The organism is Uniformispora flossi, assembly GCF_049534875.1.
Lineage (GTDB): Bacteria > Actinomycetota > Actinomycetes > Streptomycetales > Streptomycetaceae > Yinghuangia > Yinghuangia aomiensis.
The window spans coordinates 78,288-93,695 of sequence record NZ_JBMULZ010000007.1; the positions used below are offsets into that span (position 1 = coordinate 78,288).

The 15,408-nt window shown below is 72.0% G+C and carries 12 protein-coding genes; 4 read left to right on the top strand and 8 right to left on the bottom strand.

Features of this window, described 5'->3' with window-relative positions:
• Positions 1–19: 19 nt before the first annotated feature.
• The 5 genes from ACPA54_RS17525 to ACPA54_RS17545 all read right to left on the bottom strand — a co-directional run bounded on the left by ACPA54_RS17525 (position 20) and on the right by ACPA54_RS17545 (position 7,963).
• Positions 20–526: a hypothetical protein gene (locus ACPA54_RS17525; protein ID WP_423530755.1), complete on the bottom strand. Its 507-nt coding sequence runs from the start codon at positions 524–526 to the stop codon at positions 20–22.
• A 121-nt stretch (positions 527–647) separates the two neighbouring features.
• Positions 648–2,219 carry an ABC transporter substrate-binding protein gene (locus ACPA54_RS17530; RefSeq protein WP_423530757.1) on the bottom strand — a complete coding sequence of 524 codons (1,572 nt, stop codon included), beginning with the start codon at positions 2,217–2,219 and terminating at the stop codon, positions 648–650.
• A 223-nt stretch (positions 2,220–2,442) separates the two neighbouring features.
• Complete coding sequence (locus tag ACPA54_RS17535) at positions 2,443–6,354, bottom strand: ABC transporter ATP-binding protein (protein ID WP_423530759.1); 3,912 nt, start codon at positions 6,352–6,354, stop codon at positions 2,443–2,445.
• 59 nt (positions 6,355–6,413) lie between these two features.
• A complete protein-coding gene (locus ACPA54_RS17540; protein ID WP_423530761.1) occupies positions 6,414–6,950 on the bottom strand; it encodes an NUDIX hydrolase in 537 nt (178 codons plus the stop codon).
• Positions 6,951–6,979: 29 nt separating this feature from the next.
• Positions 6,980–7,963, bottom strand: coding sequence for a polysaccharide deacetylase family protein (locus tag ACPA54_RS17545; protein WP_423530763.1), 984 nt, complete (start codon positions 7,961–7,963; stop codon positions 6,980–6,982).
• A gap of 527 nt (positions 7,964–8,490) precedes the next feature.
• On the opposite strand from ACPA54_RS17545, the gene ACPA54_RS17550 reads away from it, so the two are divergent.
• The gene (locus ACPA54_RS17550; protein ID WP_423530765.1) at positions 8,491–8,691 is read left to right on the top strand and encodes a hypothetical protein; all 201 of its coding nucleotides are present in this window, start codon (positions 8,491–8,493) and stop codon (positions 8,689–8,691) included.
• Positions 8,692–9,293: 602 nt separating this feature from the next.
• Here ACPA54_RS17550 and ACPA54_RS17555 read toward each other — a convergent pair.
• On the bottom strand, positions 9,294–9,566 hold the full coding sequence (locus ACPA54_RS17555) for a helix-turn-helix domain-containing protein (RefSeq protein WP_423530767.1): 273 nt from the start codon (positions 9,564–9,566) through the stop codon (positions 9,294–9,296).
• Positions 9,567–9,786: 220 nt separating this feature from the next.
• Here ACPA54_RS17555 and map point away from each other — a divergent pair, with 220 nt between their 5' ends.
• Entirely contained in the window at positions 9,787–10,554 is a 768-nt protein-coding gene (gene map, locus ACPA54_RS17560) for a type I methionyl aminopeptidase (RefSeq protein WP_423530769.1), read from the top strand.
• A 12-nt stretch (positions 10,555–10,566) separates the two neighbouring features.
• On the opposite strand, the gene fabG is transcribed toward map, so the two are convergent.
• Together fabG and ACPA54_RS17570 are read right to left on the bottom strand one after the other, a co-directional pair.
• Entirely contained in the window at positions 10,567–11,316 is a 750-nt protein-coding gene (gene fabG, locus ACPA54_RS17565; protein ID WP_423530771.1) for a 3-oxoacyl-ACP reductase FabG, read from the bottom strand.
• Positions 11,317–11,399: 83 nt separating this feature from the next.
• The gene (locus tag ACPA54_RS17570; protein ID WP_423530773.1) at positions 11,400–13,169 is read right to left on the bottom strand and encodes a serine/threonine-protein kinase; all 1,770 of its coding nucleotides are present in this window, start codon (positions 13,167–13,169) and stop codon (positions 11,400–11,402) included.
• 315 nt (positions 13,170–13,484) lie between these two features.
• On the opposite strand from ACPA54_RS17570, the gene ACPA54_RS17575 reads away from it, so the two are divergent.
• Both ACPA54_RS17575 and ACPA54_RS17580 read left to right on the top strand, forming a co-directional pair.
• Positions 13,485–14,423, top strand: a complete 939-nt coding sequence (locus tag ACPA54_RS17575) for an SDR family NAD(P)-dependent oxidoreductase (protein ID WP_423530775.1) — start codon at positions 13,485–13,487, stop codon at positions 14,421–14,423.
• 597 nt (positions 14,424–15,020) lie between these two features.
• Positions 15,021–15,386: a hypothetical protein gene (locus ACPA54_RS17580; protein ID WP_423530777.1), complete on the top strand. Its 366-nt coding sequence runs from the start codon at positions 15,021–15,023 to the stop codon at positions 15,384–15,386.
• The last annotated feature ends 22 nt before the right edge of the window (positions 15,387–15,408 follow it).

Here is a 15,408-nt window from a genome sequence, read left to right on the forward strand (position 1 = left end):
TGCGGGCCCGGGCGGGCGGTCAGGCGAACACGATCGTGTCGCCCTGGTCGATGCGGCAGTCGCCGTCGCACGAGACGGATTCCTGGCCGGCGGAGTTGATGTCCAGGGTGATGGACATGGCGCGGCCGTCGCTGCTCTCGTAATCGGCCGTGGAGCGCTCCGAGAAGGCGACGGTGCTGCGAAGCAGACCGAAGATGCTGCCGGGGAAGTTCGCGTCGCCGGTGTGCCGGGTGAGCGTGAGGGTGGCACGCGAATTGTTCTGGATCACGGCGGTGAAAGTCGGTGCCGGGGACGGGGTGCCTCCGACGCCGGTTCCCGGGCCGCCCGCGCCGATCGAGCCGATCGAGCCGACGGTGTTGTCACGGCCGGCGTTGAAGACGTTCTGCCCGGCGAGCTGGTTGTTGTTGCCGACGACGACCACGGTCGAGGGCGGCGGAGCGGGGGCGTCGGCCACGGCGATGCCCGGAAGGCAGGCAATGCCGACGGCCGTCAGCAGGACTGCGGCTCGCTGGAACGTTCGGTGCACGTCGTACCCTTTCGTGACGGAAAGTCGGGGCCGACACTAGGACCGAATTCTCGCCGCGTCGCGGATCGTCCCTCGGTTGGCGCATGTCGAAGGCGCGCCCCCGCGTCCGCTCCTCCTCACCTCACTTCAGTCCGATGCGGTCCATGAACACCACCCCCGCGTTGTAGACCTCCACTCCCGTCACCTTGTCGTTGTAGATCGGGCCCACGACGGCCTCCGAGTACACCCACAGCGGCATGTCCTCGATCAGGGCGCGTTGCAGGTCGGAGTAGGCCTGTTTGCGGACCGCGGCGTCGGAGCTGCCGCGGCCGGTGAGGAGGGCCTTGTCCACCGCGGGGTTCTTCCACGATCCGTAGTTGAGGGGGCTTTGTGAGAAGAACGCCATGAAAAGCTGCGGCTCCGGGTCGACCACCCAACGTTGGGTGAGCAGGCCTTGGAAGTCGTGCTGGATCGCGGACTTCTGGATGTACGCGCCGATCTCCAGCGCCTCGATCTTCATCGACACGTTGGAGTAGGTCAGCAGACGGCTCTGCATGTACTCCGCCGTCTTCTGCGACGACGGGTTCTGCGGAATCAGGTACGAGAAGTCGACCTTCTTCCCCTCCGCCGCCAACTGGTCGAACAGCTTCTGCGCCTCCGCCCGGTTCGGCGGCGGCTGGACGAACGCCGGGTCGAAGAAAGCGGATTGGGACGAGAACAGGCCCTTGGCCGGGATGTAGCCGTTGTTCAGCGTCTTCGGAATGTCCGCGGGATCGAGGGCCAGCGAGATCGCCCGCCGGGCCCGCGGGTCGTCGAAGGGCGGGCGCGAGAGGTTGAACATGAAGTACTGGCCGCCGTCGACACGCAGCACCGACGCGTGCGCGTCCTTCGCCGCCTTCTCCAGCAGCGCCGGGTCGGAACTGGTGAACACGTCGGCCTGGCCGTTCTTCACCGACGCCAACTGCTGCTGGATGTCGGGCACATTGCGCACCGTGAACCCGTCCAGCTTCGGCAGGCCCTTGTCCTTCTGCCAGTACGTGGGGTTCCGCGCGAACACCTGCTCGCTGCCGCGCGTCCAGCTCTTCAGCACGAACGGGCCCGCGCCGACGGGCTGCGTGCCGTACACAGCCGGGCCCTTCGCTAGCTGCAACGGCGACTCGATGTACGTGAGTTCCTGGGCGAGCGTGCGGTCGAAGTTGGCGTTCGGCGTCTGCGGGGCGATCGTCAGCGTCAGCGGATCGGCCACCGTCAGCTTCAGCCCGGTCGCCGCCGCCCGGTGCAGCGAACCCGTCGCCGGATCCGCGTGCATCTCCCAGTTCGTCTTCACCGCCGCCGCGTCGAACGGCGCGCCGTCGCTGAACTGCACCCCCGAACGAAGCTTCAGCACCCACGACTTGCCGCCGTCCGGCGACGTGATGCTCTCACCGAGATGCGCGAGGAGCTTCCCGGTGCCCGGCTGGATCGCGAACAGCGGGTCGTACAGCGCGGACAACCGCGGCTCGTCGGTCACCGCCACATAGGCCGTGCGGAACGGGTCGAGCTGCGCGGAGTCCTGCACGGCGAGCATCGTGATGGTCCCGCCGGTCTTCGCGGGCGGCTGCGCACTGGCCGCACCGGTCGCGGCCGGGGGAGCGGCGCTGGGCTTCGGGGACGCCTTGTCGCCGGAACTGCTGCACGCCGACGCGGTGAGCGCCAGCGTCAGGGCGGCGGCCACACCTGGGCCACGGAATCTTCGTGTGGGCATGGGGGATCGGGGCAACGTGCACACCTCCGGGGCGGGAAGCGACGTGCCGGATAAGGAGCAGCCACAGTAGGGCCGCGCGGCGGCCAAATACATGCCCTCGAAACGGTTTCTTCCGATCACTTCACGGACATGTCCGCATGAAGCGCCATCCCGACCGTTGTTTGGCCGCCCCTCTGCTCCCCGGCTGCTCGGACTACGCGACCCGCTCGTGCGCCCCCGTGAACGCCGCCCACAGACCCGCGTATACCCCGCCCGCGTCGACCAGTTCGGCGTGCGTGCCGGTCTCCACGATGCGGCCCCGGTCGACCACCGCGATCCGGTCCGCCTTCGCCGCCGTCGTCAGCCGGTGCGCGACCACCAGCGTGGTGCGCCGCTGGGCGAGTTCGTCCGCCGCACGGGTCACCGCCGCCTCGGTCGCCAAATCCAACGCCGCTGTCGCCTCGTCCAGCAGCAGGATGTCCGGGTCCACCAACTGCGCCCGGGCCAGCGCGATCAACTGCCGCTGCCCGGCCGACAGGGTGCGGCCGCGTTCGCCGACCGGATGCAGATAGCCGCCCGGCAGCATCGCGATCGCGTCGTGCGCGCCGACCGCCCGCGCCGCGGCCTCGACCTCGGCGTCCGACGCGTCGGGGCGGCCGTATGCGATCGCGTCGCGCACCGTGCCCGCCGCCAGATAGGCCTCCTGCGGCACAACGCCCAGCCGGTGCCGGTACTCGGCCAGATCCCAGTCCCGCACGTCCACACCGTCGACCAGGACCGCACCGGAGCCCACGTCGTAGAAGCGCGCGACGAGCTTCACCAAGGTCGACTTGCCGGCGCCGGTCTGCCCGACGAGCGCGACCGTCTCACCTGGGGCGATCCGCAGGGAAATACCGGTCAACGCCTCCGGAGCCTTGCGCGGTCTGCCGCCCGCGACCGGCTCGCCGGCCAACGTGTCCGGCGCTTCCGTCGCATACGCGAAGTGCACGTCGTCGAACACGATCTCGCCCTTGAGGCCGGCCTCCGGCACCGGCACCGGACGCGCCGGCGCCGGCGTCGACGTCGGCGTCCGCAGCAGGTCCCGGATCCGGCGCAGCCCCACCGCGGCCTGCTGATACCCGTCGAACACCTGCGACAACTGCTGGATCGGCGCAAAGAACATGTCGATGTACAGCAGGTACGCGATCAGCGCACCCGCCGTCATCGTCCCCGCACCCACCCGGTGCGCCCCCACGATCAGCGCCAGCGCCGCCGCCACGTTCGACAGGAACTGCCCGAACGGGAAGTACATCGCGATGTACCGCTGCGCCGTCAGCCGCGAGTCGTAGTAGTCCCGGCTCCGCGCCGCGAACCGCGCCGAATTGCGCTCCTCGCGGCGGAACGCCTGCGCGGTACGCATGCCCGCGACGTTCTCCTGCAGGTCGGCGTTGACCACGCTGACCTTCTCGCGCGCATCGTTGTACGCGGCCGACGACCGCTTCCGGAACACCACCGTCGCGGCGATCAGCACCGGCAGCACGCTCATCACGACCAGCGCCAGCTCCCAGTCCAGGACCAGCAGCGCCGCCATGATGCCGAAGAACGTCAGCACGCTCACCACCGCGCTGACCAGCCCGGTCTGCAGGAACGTCGACGCCGCGTCCACGTCGGTCGTCATCCGGGTCATGATCCGCCCGGACATCTCCCGCTCGTAGTAGTCCAAGCCCAGCCGCTGCAAGTGCGCGAACGTCTTCACCCGCAGCGTGTACAGCAGCCGCTCGCCGGTCCGCCCCGCGATCCGCACCTGCGCCACGCTCACCAGCCAATCCGCGGCCACCACACCGAGCGCGACCAGCGACACCGCCATGATCGTGCTCGTCGCCGCGTCCGCGACACCCCGGTCGACGCCGGTCCGGATCAGCGCCGGCAGCGCCAGCTGCGCCGCGGCGTCCAAGGCCACCAGCAGCAGGCCGATCAGCAGCGGCCACCGGTACGGCCGCAGGAGCGACTTCAGAGTGAACTGCGGGTCCTCGGCACGCGCCGCACGCTCGTCGATCCGCGGCGTATCGGTCGCGGGCGGCAGCGCCGCGACCTGCGCGAGGAGTTCCGGGGTGGCCGACAGCATCGACGCGAACCCGCCGCCGGGACCGCCACGCCCGCCGCCCCCGCCGCCGAGGGCGACGGACTGCGCGGCGGTGGGCTGGAGGTCCGAGGGGGCGTCGTCCGGGGCCTGGGAACGGTCCCAGAGCTCGGGGGTGACGCCGTCGACGCGGCCGGTCGAAGCGGCCGGGGCCGCCGGAACGGCGGGGACGGCGATCTGCTTGCCCGCGGTGTCCGCGACCGACTCCCGGCCTTCCACGTCCGCGTCACAGCCTTCGGCGTCCTCGCCCGGGCCGGACAGCAGCAGACGGAACAGCGGGCAGCGTTCGTCCAGCTCCTCGTACGTGCCGATGTCGACGAGACGGCCGCGGTCCAACACGGCGATCCGGTCCGCGAGCTGCAGCGTCGAGCGGCGGTGCGCGATGAGCACCGTCGTGCGGCCCGCCATCACCCGGCGCAGCGTCGCGTGGATCTCGGCCTCGACCTTCGGGTCGACCGCCGACGTCGCGTCGTCCAGGATCAGGATCCGCGGATCGGTGATCAGCGCCCGCGCGAGGGCGATGCGCTGGCGCTGGCCGCCGGAGAGGGTCAGGCCCTGCTCGCCGACGACCGTGTCGTAGCCGTCCGGCAGGTCGGAGATGAAGCCGTCCGCTTCGGCGGCCCGCGCCGCCGCGCGGACCTGCGCGTCGGTCGCGTCCGGACGCCCGTACGCGACGTTCGCGCGCACGCTGTCGGAGAACAGGAACGAGTCCTCCGCGACCAGGCCGATCGCCTCGCGAAGCGAACCGAGCGTCACGTCGCGGACGTCGTGGCCGTCGATGCGGATCGCACCGCCCTGCACGTCGTAGAACCGCGGCAGCAGCATCGACACCGTCGACTTGCCCGACCCCGACGTGCCGACCAGCGCGAGCGTCTCACCCGGCGCGACCGCGGCCGTGAACGAGTCCAGCACCGGGCGCGACGCGACGTAGCCGAAGCTGACGCCGTCGAACTCGATCCCCGACGCCCGGGCCGGCAGCGGCGGCGCGTCCGGTTTCTCGGTCACCAGCGGCTGCGAGTCGATCACCTCGTACACCCGCTCGACCGACGCCCGCGCCTGCTGCCCCATCGTCAGCAGCCCGGCCAGCAGCCGCACCGGGCCGACCAGCTGCCCCAGGTATGTCGAGAACGCCAGGAACGTACCCAGCGTGATCTCGCCTTGGATCGCCAGCCAGCCGCCCAGCGCCAGCACGCCGACCTGGCCGAGCGCGGGAATCGCCGACAGGGTCGGCGTGTAGCGGCTGTTGAGCCGCACCGCCCGCATCCGCGCCGCGAACAGCCGCCGCCCGGAGTCCTCCAGGCGGCCGACCTCCTGGGCCTCCTGCCCGAAGCCCTTGACGACCCGTACGCCGGTCACCGCGCCGTCCACGACACCCGCGAGCGAGGCAGCCTCCTGCTGCGCCGCCCACGTCGCCGGGAAGAGCCTGCGCCGCGACATCCGCGCGATCACGAACAGCCCGGGACCGACGGCGATCGCCACCAGGGTCAGCAGCGGCGACAGCGAGAACATGACGACCAGCGAGATCACGAACAGCAACGCGCTGCCGGTGAGCATCGGCAGCATGGCCAGCACGCCGGAGATCATCGTGATGTCCGAGCCGGCGCGGCTGACGATCTGTCCCGTCTGCAGTTCGTCCTGACGGGCGCCGTCGAGCCGGGAGAGCGCGCCGAAAACCTGGTTGCGCAGGTCGTACTGCACCTCGAGGGACAGGCGCCCGCCGATATAGCGGCGGATGAACGACGATCCGAAGTTGATCACCGCCGCCCCGAGCAGCAGGAAGGCGAGCGGGGCCAGGGGGCGGTTGTGCGCGAGGACGGCGTCGTCGATCACGGCGCGCTGGACGAGCGGCACGAACGCGGTGACGGTCATGCCGACGATGGACGCCCCGAAGGCCCACAGGACGCTGCTCTTGTGCCGCCAACAGGCAGCCAGCAAGCGCCGCAACCACCCGCGCCCGGCGGCGGCACGCGAAACCTCGGTAGCGGCCTGCGCCGCGGGGGTCGTCACAACCGCCAAGTATAGATGCTTAGCACGTCTAACGATTATGGGATTGTCCTGGGGTCGCTTTACGCCCAAGTGAAGGTGGCTTCGTTCATCGGCGGCAGGAGGGCTTGCGCGGCCTCGACGGGTGCGCGCGGATGGGCCAGTCCGGCGAGCGGGACGCGCGGGAAGAGGTGGAGGCCGCCGGTCTGCCGGTAATTGAGCCAAACGACATCGCCGGGGCCGGCTTCGTCGTCTTCGGTCGTCCGGAGGCCCGCGCGCAGGCCTGGGGCGAGGTGCACCCGGTAGACGAGATGCAGCTTGCGGGGCGGGGTGCCGCCGGGGCGGGACACCATCGCGTCGACGAGCCAGGTGAAGCCGGGAACGGGACCGACGGGGGCCAGGCGCAGGCCCAGCTCCTCGTCCAGTTCGCGGCGCAGGGCGTCGTCGAGGTCCTCGCCGGGCTCGACGTTCCCGCCGGGGAGGGAGTAGTGGCTCGCGCCGGTCGGCTTGACGCGGCGGACGAGTGCCACGTCGTCGCCGTCGAAGACGGCGGCGGCCACCCGGATTTTGATGTGGTGGAAGGGGGGTTCGTGGGTGGGTTGGGGGGTCGTCGGAGGCATGGCGGCGACCGTAGCGGCAGGGGATCGGCTCAGAGATAGTCCTCCAGGCGTGCAAGTGCGAACCCCTGGTCGGTCACTTCGCGGAGGACACGGCGGAGCATGTCGGCCATCGTGCCCTTCCACGTGTCCGTGCCGCGGAAGTGGGTGAGGATGATGTCGCCGGACTGGAGCTTGTGGTCGCCGTAGCGGTACTCGATGCGGTCCGGGAAGGCTTCCTCGTTCCAGAGGGGCACCGCGGTGACGCCGCACGAGCGGGCGATGGAGAGGGCTTCCGCGGTGTATTCGCCGTAGGGCGGGCGGAAGAGCTTGGGGCGGACGCCGATCTGCTTCTCCAAGCTGTCCTGCTGGCCGCAGACTTCGCGCTGCAGGGCGTCGCCGCCGAGCTTGCGCAGGTCCTTATGGTTGAGCGTGTGGTTGTTGATGGCGACGCCGTGCGCTTCGAGGTCGCGGAAGTAGCCGTAGTCCGTACGGGCGAGGTAGTCGGATACGAACGCGCTGACCGGGACGTTGAGTTCGCGCAGCATGCGGCTGAAGTCCGGGTCCTTCTCCGCACCGTCGTCGATCGTCAGGAAGACGACCTTGTCGGTGGTCGGCACGCGGCGCACCACGGGCGGCAGTCCGGGGCGGACGATCACGTGCTGCCCGTTGTCGACGAGCACCGGTTTGGTCACGGGCGGTGCGGGGGCGGCGAGCGGGGGAGTGGCGAGCCCCCACTTGCGGGCGGCGGCCTCGCGGGCGGTACGCGCGACGCGCTCGGCTTCGGCGCGCGCCGCCTCGGCTTCGACGGCGGCCCGCGCCTCCGCGGCGGCGCGCTCGGCGGGGTCCTGCTCGGGCTTGCCGGGAACAGCCTTGGCGTGCGCATCCTGCGACGGCGTTGCGGGCCGAGTCGATGTATCGGCTTGCCGCGGCCAACCGGACCCGCTGGACGAGGAGCAGCCCACGGCCGCCGAAACGGCGATCAGACAGGCGACGGCAAGGCGTCGACGGCGTCGGCGGGGATTCGTGGGGATCACCTCCGGGGCGCTGGGATATGCCCTAGATGATCCCTTATATGGTTATATTCCTGCGGCAGGTGGGGCGGATGGCGTGTCGGAGCGGTCGATTCGGCCCTCGTCGGCCGGGTGCGGGCACCCGGCGAACACGGCGGTCCAGCGGTTCAATGGTCGGGTGGACGACCTGCCCGACGGCTGCACGAACGACTGTCGCGGTTGAACGCCGACCTGTTCCTGGACCTTCTGAAGTCGCGGGAGGTCGTTCGCGCGGCCGACGCGCGGACGGCCGCGGGAGCGTAGTCCGTCGCGTGATCGGCTGTGCTTTGGACACCGCAAACGGCGTGGCAAACAGCCCCACGATGCTCACTCTTCGGGGTGAACTTGCGTGTCCCAGCCCGCTCACGGGCCCTTCGCTTCACCCGTGCGGCTCAACCTGGCGCATCGGAATCTCGACAAAACGCTAGCGTCATGCCGCCGCCACGCGGGTGGCGGGTCACGGCGCCAAGTCCGGGGTGGACGGCGTCGGTTCACGAGGAAGCGAGACAGGCATGAGGTTCGGTTTCCGGCGTGCGGCCGTGGTGGCCGTCGCGGTGCTGTTCGGGTCGATGGCGTCGTTGTACGTCCCCGCCGCGCGGGCGTCGCAACTGCCGCGGATGCCGCGCGTTCCGGACCGCCTCGTGCCGGCGTACTTCGCGTCGCCGTTCCCGGGGCCGCTGTGGGGCACGGCGGGCACCGCCGCGTTCGTCTGAGCGGGGCCGCGGGCGTTCCGCGGCGGTCCGTGCGGGTGTGGTCCCTCGCGCCCGAACGAATAGTCGCCTGACCGTCCGCCTACCCGTTGCTCCCGCCCCACGCGCCGCTCCGGGCGCACGGACAGGGCTCAGCGTGCCGGCTCCCCCCTTCGGCCGCACGCACGCTCCGTCCGATGCCCCCGCACGCGGCGCGGGCGACTCGGGAACGCGCCCGCGCCGCGGGGAGCTTGCCGTCCGGCGGCACGGGCATCAGCTGGTCGGCTCGACACCTCGACCTCCCGAACCGGTTGCGGCGCCGCTCCGATGCGGCGGCGTCTACCGCACACAACGCGTACCGCCCGGCGAAGACACGGCCGCGGCGCGGAAAGTCGGCGGCACACGTCCCCAATCCTCCGATCGGCGCATCGGCCGACGGCCCGGGGGCGGTGCGGACGGCACCGGTCTTCCGGTACCCCGACGGGGGTACCCGGGCCGGCCGTCCGGTGCGGAGCCGGCTTGCTCGGGAAAACCGCGCCGCGGCACCGCCCACGCCGGGCGGCCGCGCCACCGGCGGCGATCACCGCCGGGAAAGTCGCAAGCTGTCGCGACGACCGCCGGAAGGCTCAGGACGCCACGGCGTGATCCGCGTCCCCTGCCGCCAGCATGTCGTCCGCCAGCGTCGCGAGATCCAGGTCGAGGACGCGGGCCAGCTGCGCCACGGTGAAGAACGCGGGCATCGCGATCACACCGCGCTCGATCTTCCGCAGCGTGTCCAGCGGCACGCCGGACTCCGCGGCAATCTGCGCGGCACTCCGCGCCCCGCGCGCCTCGCGCAGCGTCTGCCCCAGCGCGCGGCCGCGATACCGCTGTTCCTCGGTCAGGGGAGTTCGCACCATGCGCCGAGTCTAAGCCTTGTCCCCTCGGGGCGAACCAGGCTTCCGTCACCAGCGCCAAGATTTTTCGGCTGGGATTTTTTGGTGTGTATTATTTGGCCACTGCTTGGCCGCTGCTCGGTCACCAGTGGCCCCACCCAGCCGCAGCCCAGCCGCAACCCGGCCGCGCCCTGGTCGTCCCCGACCCCACCGGCCGTCGTCCCCGCACCGGAAGGCCCCTGCCTTGGTCTCCCTCAAGAGCCACTCCGAGATCGAACTCATGCGCGCCGCAGGCCGCGTCGTCGCCCGGACGCTGCGCGTCACCGCCGCCGCCGCGGTCCCCGGCGTGTCCCTGATCGAGCTGGACCGCCTCGCCGCCGACACCATCCGTGCCGCGGGCGCCGAGCCGAATTTCCTCGGGCAGCGCCCGCACTGTTCCGTGCCGCCGTTCCCCGGCGTGCTGTGCCTGTCCGTCAACGACCGCATCGTGCACGGCGTCCCCGACGACACCGTGCTCCGGGAGGGCGACCTGCTGTCCATCGACGGCGGCGCCGCCGTCCGCGGCTACCACGCCGACGCCGCGATCACCGTGGAAGTCGGCAAGGTCGACGCCGCCGCCACCCGCCTGTCGCGGGCGACGAAGGAAGGGCTCGACGCCGGGATCGCCCAGATGATCCCGGGCGCCCGCCTCGGCGACATCTCGTACGCGATCCAGGAGGTTGCCAAAGCCCACGGCTACGGCATCCTGCACGGCCACGGCGGCCACGGCATCGGCACGTCGCTGCACGAAGACCCGCACGTCGCGAACGAAGGCCGCCCCGGCCGCGGCTACCGGCTGCGCGAAGGCCTCGTCCTCGCCATCGAACCGATGTACCTCGAAGGCGGCACCGGCGACTACCGGATCCTCCCCGACCAGTGGACGCTCGCCACCGCCGACGGCCGCCGCGCCGCCCACTTCGAACACACCGTCGCCATCACCGCCGACGGCCCGCAGATCCTCACCCGGGAATGACGGGCCCGGCGGTCACATCCCGCGGCCGCCCGTCACCTCCACGACCGACCCCGTGATGTAGCTGGACAGGTCCGACGCCAGGAACAGCACCGCATTCGCCACCTCGGAAGGCTCGCCCGCCCGCTGCAGCGGGACCTCGCGTTCCTTCGCCTCCCAGATGTCCGGCCGCATCGCCTCGGTCATCGGCGTGCGGATCAGGCCGGGCTGCACCGCGTTGACGCGGACGCCGAGGTGGCCCAGCTCCTTCGCCGCAGCCTTCGTCATGCCGACGATCCCGGCCTTCGCCGCGCTGTAGTTGGTCTGCCCGGGCAGGCCGATCTTGCCGGACAGCGACGAGATGTTGACGATCGCGCCGCGACCCTGCTCCCGCATCACCAGCGACGCGGCGCGCAGACCGAGCCAGGTCCCCTTCAGGTGCACGTCGACGACCGCTTCGAAGTCGTCGAGGCTCATCTTGCGGAGTGTCGCGTCCCGCGTGATGCCCGCGTTGTTGACGAAGACGTCCAAGGCCCCGAACGTGTCCACACAGGTCCGCACCAGCGCGTCCACATCCTCCGGCACGGTCACGTCGCAGCCCGCGGCCACCGCCGTGCCGCCCTCCGCGGTCAGCGTGTCGGCCGCCGCGCGGGCCGCGTCCGCGTCCCGGTCGCCGATCAGCACGCGGGCGCCCTGCGCGCAGAACACCCGGGCGATCGCCAGCCCGATGCCTTGGGCCGCGCCCGTCACCACCGCGCCGCGCCCCTGGAGCAGTCCTTCGACCATTGCCCGTCCTCCTCGCCGCACGCGGCCGGCCCGAGCGGCCGGCACCCCGCATACCTACCGCGACTTGCCCGAACGCGGCACCCCTACCGCGACCGCCAGTAGTCCCGCCGCCGGATCATGTCCCGCGTGAACCCGGCATCCGGCCCGTAGGCGGTCTGCGCCTCCGCCAGGATGAACTCGTACAACTGCGCCGCCCGCCGCGGGTCGCCGGCCGCGCCCGTCCAGTGCGCGTGCGACGACTTCGCGTCCAGCGTGATCGCGGCGATCTCGGACAGCGTCGCCCGGCAGTCCGCCACCACCGCGTGCAGCTGGTACGACGCCGCGCCCGGGTCACCGGCCAGCCCCGTCCACAGCGCGAGTTCCGTACGGACCGCGAGCGTGGCGGGCGCCGTCGGCCCGACCGTCGCCGAGTACTCGGTGACCAGCGACTGGAGCAGCTCCGCCGCGTGCCCCGGGTTGCCGCCGTGGCCGGTCCACAGCGCGTGTTCGCCGCGCATGAGGAAGGTGTGCGGATGCCCCGCGCCGAGGGCCTGCGTGAGGTGGTGCACCGCCTGCTGCGCCTGGTCGCGGGCCATCGCGTGCCAGCCGAGGCGGCCCAGCGCATGGATGTTGCCGAGCTGGGCGAAGACCGCCAGCGTGTGGTGGGCGCCGAACCGGGCCGACACTTCCTGGTACAGCTGGTGGAACGCTTTCGCGGCTTCGCGGTGCTGGTTGCGGGACGCGAGCTGCGCGGCCTGGTCGTGGGCCGCGGCGTAGGGACGTTCCTGCGGGGTCAGCGTGTGGACCGCGGAGTCGAGCGCCGCGTAGCGGGCCTGGCGCGGTTCCGGCGGGTTGACCCGGCCCGGCGGCGGGGCGACGACGGGCACGGCGGGCATGGTGCGGTCCGGGTCGCCGTCGCGCGGCTGGGGCGGCGCGGCTTTGAGGAGGCCGGTCGGCGACGTCGTCCCGGGCGTGGCCGCGCTGCGGAACGCCTGGAGGAACTCCCATGCGGCGGGGCTGAGCCAGCCTTCCGCGCCTTCGTAGGCCATGAGGTCCACGCTGCTGCCGAGTTCGGCGATGATGCCGGAGGTGCTCGGGCGGCGGCGCGGGTCCTGTTCCACACAGCGCGCGATCAGGTCGCGCAGCGTGGCGGGCAGGGTGGGGAGCTGCGGCACGGGCTGGCCGGGGCTGCATCCGGTGGCGGCGTACAGCATGGTGAGGCCGAGGGCGTAGACGTCACTGGCGGTGCTGAGCGCGTGCCAGCCGACGTGCGCCTGTTCGGGGGCCATGTAGCCGGGGGTGCCGATGGCCGTGGTGCCGCCGGTGGTGGTGGCGCGGCCGGGGGCGCCGGTGGCGATGACGCTGCCTACCGCGTAGACCAGGCCGAAGTCGATGACGCGCGGGCCTTGTTCGTCGACGAGGATGTTCGACGGCTTGAGGTCGCGGTGGATGATGCCGACGGTGTGGATCGACTGGAGGGCTTCCGCGGTGCCCGCGGCGAGCCACATGACCGCGCCGGGCGGCAGCGGGCCGCAGGTCTCCACGAGGGTCTGCAGCGAGGGCGCGCGCACGTAGTCGGTGGCTATCCAGGGCACCGGCGCGTGCGGGTCGCTGGCCACGACGGCCGCGGTGAACGCGCCGCTGACCCGGGCCGCGGCGGCCGCTTCGTGGGTGAAGCGGGCACGGAACTCCGGGGTCGCGGCGTGCTCGGGCCGGATGGTCTTGACCGCCACGCGGCGGCCCGCGGGGGAGCGGGCCAGGAACACCTGGCCCATGCCGCCCGCACCCAGTCGGCCGAGCAGCGTGTACGGGCCGACTTGCGCGGGGTCGCCGGGTTCCAGCGGCGTCCAGGCGCGCGGTGCCAACGGGTCCACGCCCCCCTCCCCTCCTGCCTGACGATCCGTCGTGCCATCGAGGGCGCATATATCCGGGTTTCCCCGTCGCGGCCGGGGCGGCCGCCCCGAAAGCGCTCCCGAACAGGGAATCTTTCCACACGCGGCGGCCCGCGGAGTGCGCTCGGCGCGCCGGATGGACGGAGCCGGACCGGAGCGGTCCGGGACGGGTGCTTTTGCCGGGTCCGGCGCACGGCGGACGAACCGGGCGGATGGGGTCCGCGCCGGGCTTGTGCCCGCGTCCGCCGTGCCGCATAGTGCATGATCGAGTCAAGCATTCTGTCGAGGAGCCGCCCCATGACCGCCTACGGAGCCGACACCACCACCGACGAGGTCATCGCCGGCATCGACCTCACCGGCACCACCGCGGTGGTCACCGGCGCCACCTCCGGGCTCGGCCTGGAGACCGCCCGGGTGCTGTCCGGCGCCGGCGCGCACGTCGTCCTGACCGCGCGCACCGCGGAGAAGGGCGCCGAAGCGGTCGCGGCGATCGCCGACGCCGCCGAGCCCGGGAAGCGCGCCGGATCCGTCGAGGCCGGCGTGCTCGACCTCACCTCCCTCGCCTCGGTCCGCGCGTTCGCCGCCCGGGTGACCGAGCGCCACCCGGAGATCGGGCTGCTGGTCAACAACGCGGGCGTGATGGCCACCCCGTTCGAGCGCACCGCCGACGGCTTCGAGCTGCAGTTCGGCACGAACCACCTCGGCCACTTCCTGCTCACGAACCTGCTCGCGCCCGCGCTGCTGCGCGCCGCACCCGCCCGTGTCGTCAACCTCAGCTCGGGCGGCCACGTGGCGAGCGACATCCTGTGGGACGACCCGAACTTCGCGGAGACCGAGTACCACCCGTGGAAGGCCTACGGGCAGTCCAAGACGGCCAACATCCTCTTCACCGTCGAACTCGACCGCCGCCTCGCCGACCGCGGCGTCCGCTCCTACGCCGTCCACCCCGGCATGATCCGCACCAACCTCGGCCGGTACATGACCCGCGAGCAGGGCGGCGACCTGCAGAGCAAGATCAGCCGCGCCGGCATGCCCGCGATGAAGACCGTTCCGCAGGGTGCCGCCACCCAGGTCTGGGCCGCCACCGCGCCCGAACTCGCCGCGCAGGGCGGGGTGTACGCGGAGGACTGCGCGGTCAGCAGCGGCCACGCGGCGTGGGCCCGCAACCCGGAGTCGGCGGCCCGGCTGTGGACGCTGTCCGAGGACCTCGTCGGCGAGAAGTTCCCCGCCCCCTGACCGGCGGACCACCGAAACCGCGCACCGGCGCGCACCGGCGCGCACCGGCGCGCGGCGGCGCGCGGCGGAAAAGCGCGCAAAGGGAAACGGGCCCGCAGACGGGGGGAATGTCTGCGGGCCCGTCCCATGCCGGCCGCGCGCTGGGGGGAGGTGCGCGCTCTGCCGGTCCTCCCGCGACCGGCTTGCGCCGTCGGCGGGGGTCGGACACCGGCCGTGCGGCCGGTATGTCGATCCTACGCACTCCACGATGCCCGACGCCCCACCCTGCCGCCGGGAGACCTGCGGATTCGGCGCCGGATGCGCGATCCGGACAGCCCGGCGCGCGGATTCCCGACGGGGGCGACCGGATCGGATCGCCTGCGATCGGGCTTGGCCGGAATCTGGCCGCATCCGTGACGTCAGGCCACCTCGCCGCCCGTGGCGCGCCCATCGCGGATTGGCCCAGTCCACTCGCGGCCGATTGGCCCTTGGATCATGATGGCGCCTTCCGCAGACTGGAGAAGACCGAGAACGGGACCCCGCGAAACCCACGCGGCTCTCGCCCGCTCCCGGTCGGTTTCCGGGGAGGTGCCAGTCGTGGAGTACGTTTTTGCCGCAATGGCGGCGCTTTTCTTCGTCGCGCTCGCGGTGCTCGGCCCGCTGTTCGGCGCGGACAGCCGCGACGGCCGCGACTGGCGGCCCACCGGTCCGACGAGGACTCCGGGGCCACGGCCGCCGGGGCGGATTCGGGCCTTCTGGCGGCGTCAAGTCCGGTTGTGGGAACGGGTCTTGACCGCGCATCAGCCGTGGCGCGGGCAAGGCGACCCACTGCGCTGGCGGCGCGACGGCGACCGGTGGATCCTCGACGGTTCCACCGCACCCGCGGACGACGCCGGGCCGGTATCCGATGCCGGTGCGCTATCCGGCAATGCATTCGACAACCGCGTCGACGACGGGGAAGACTTGCGGCGCATCGGGTCCTGACGCGACCCGGTCCACAATCCCT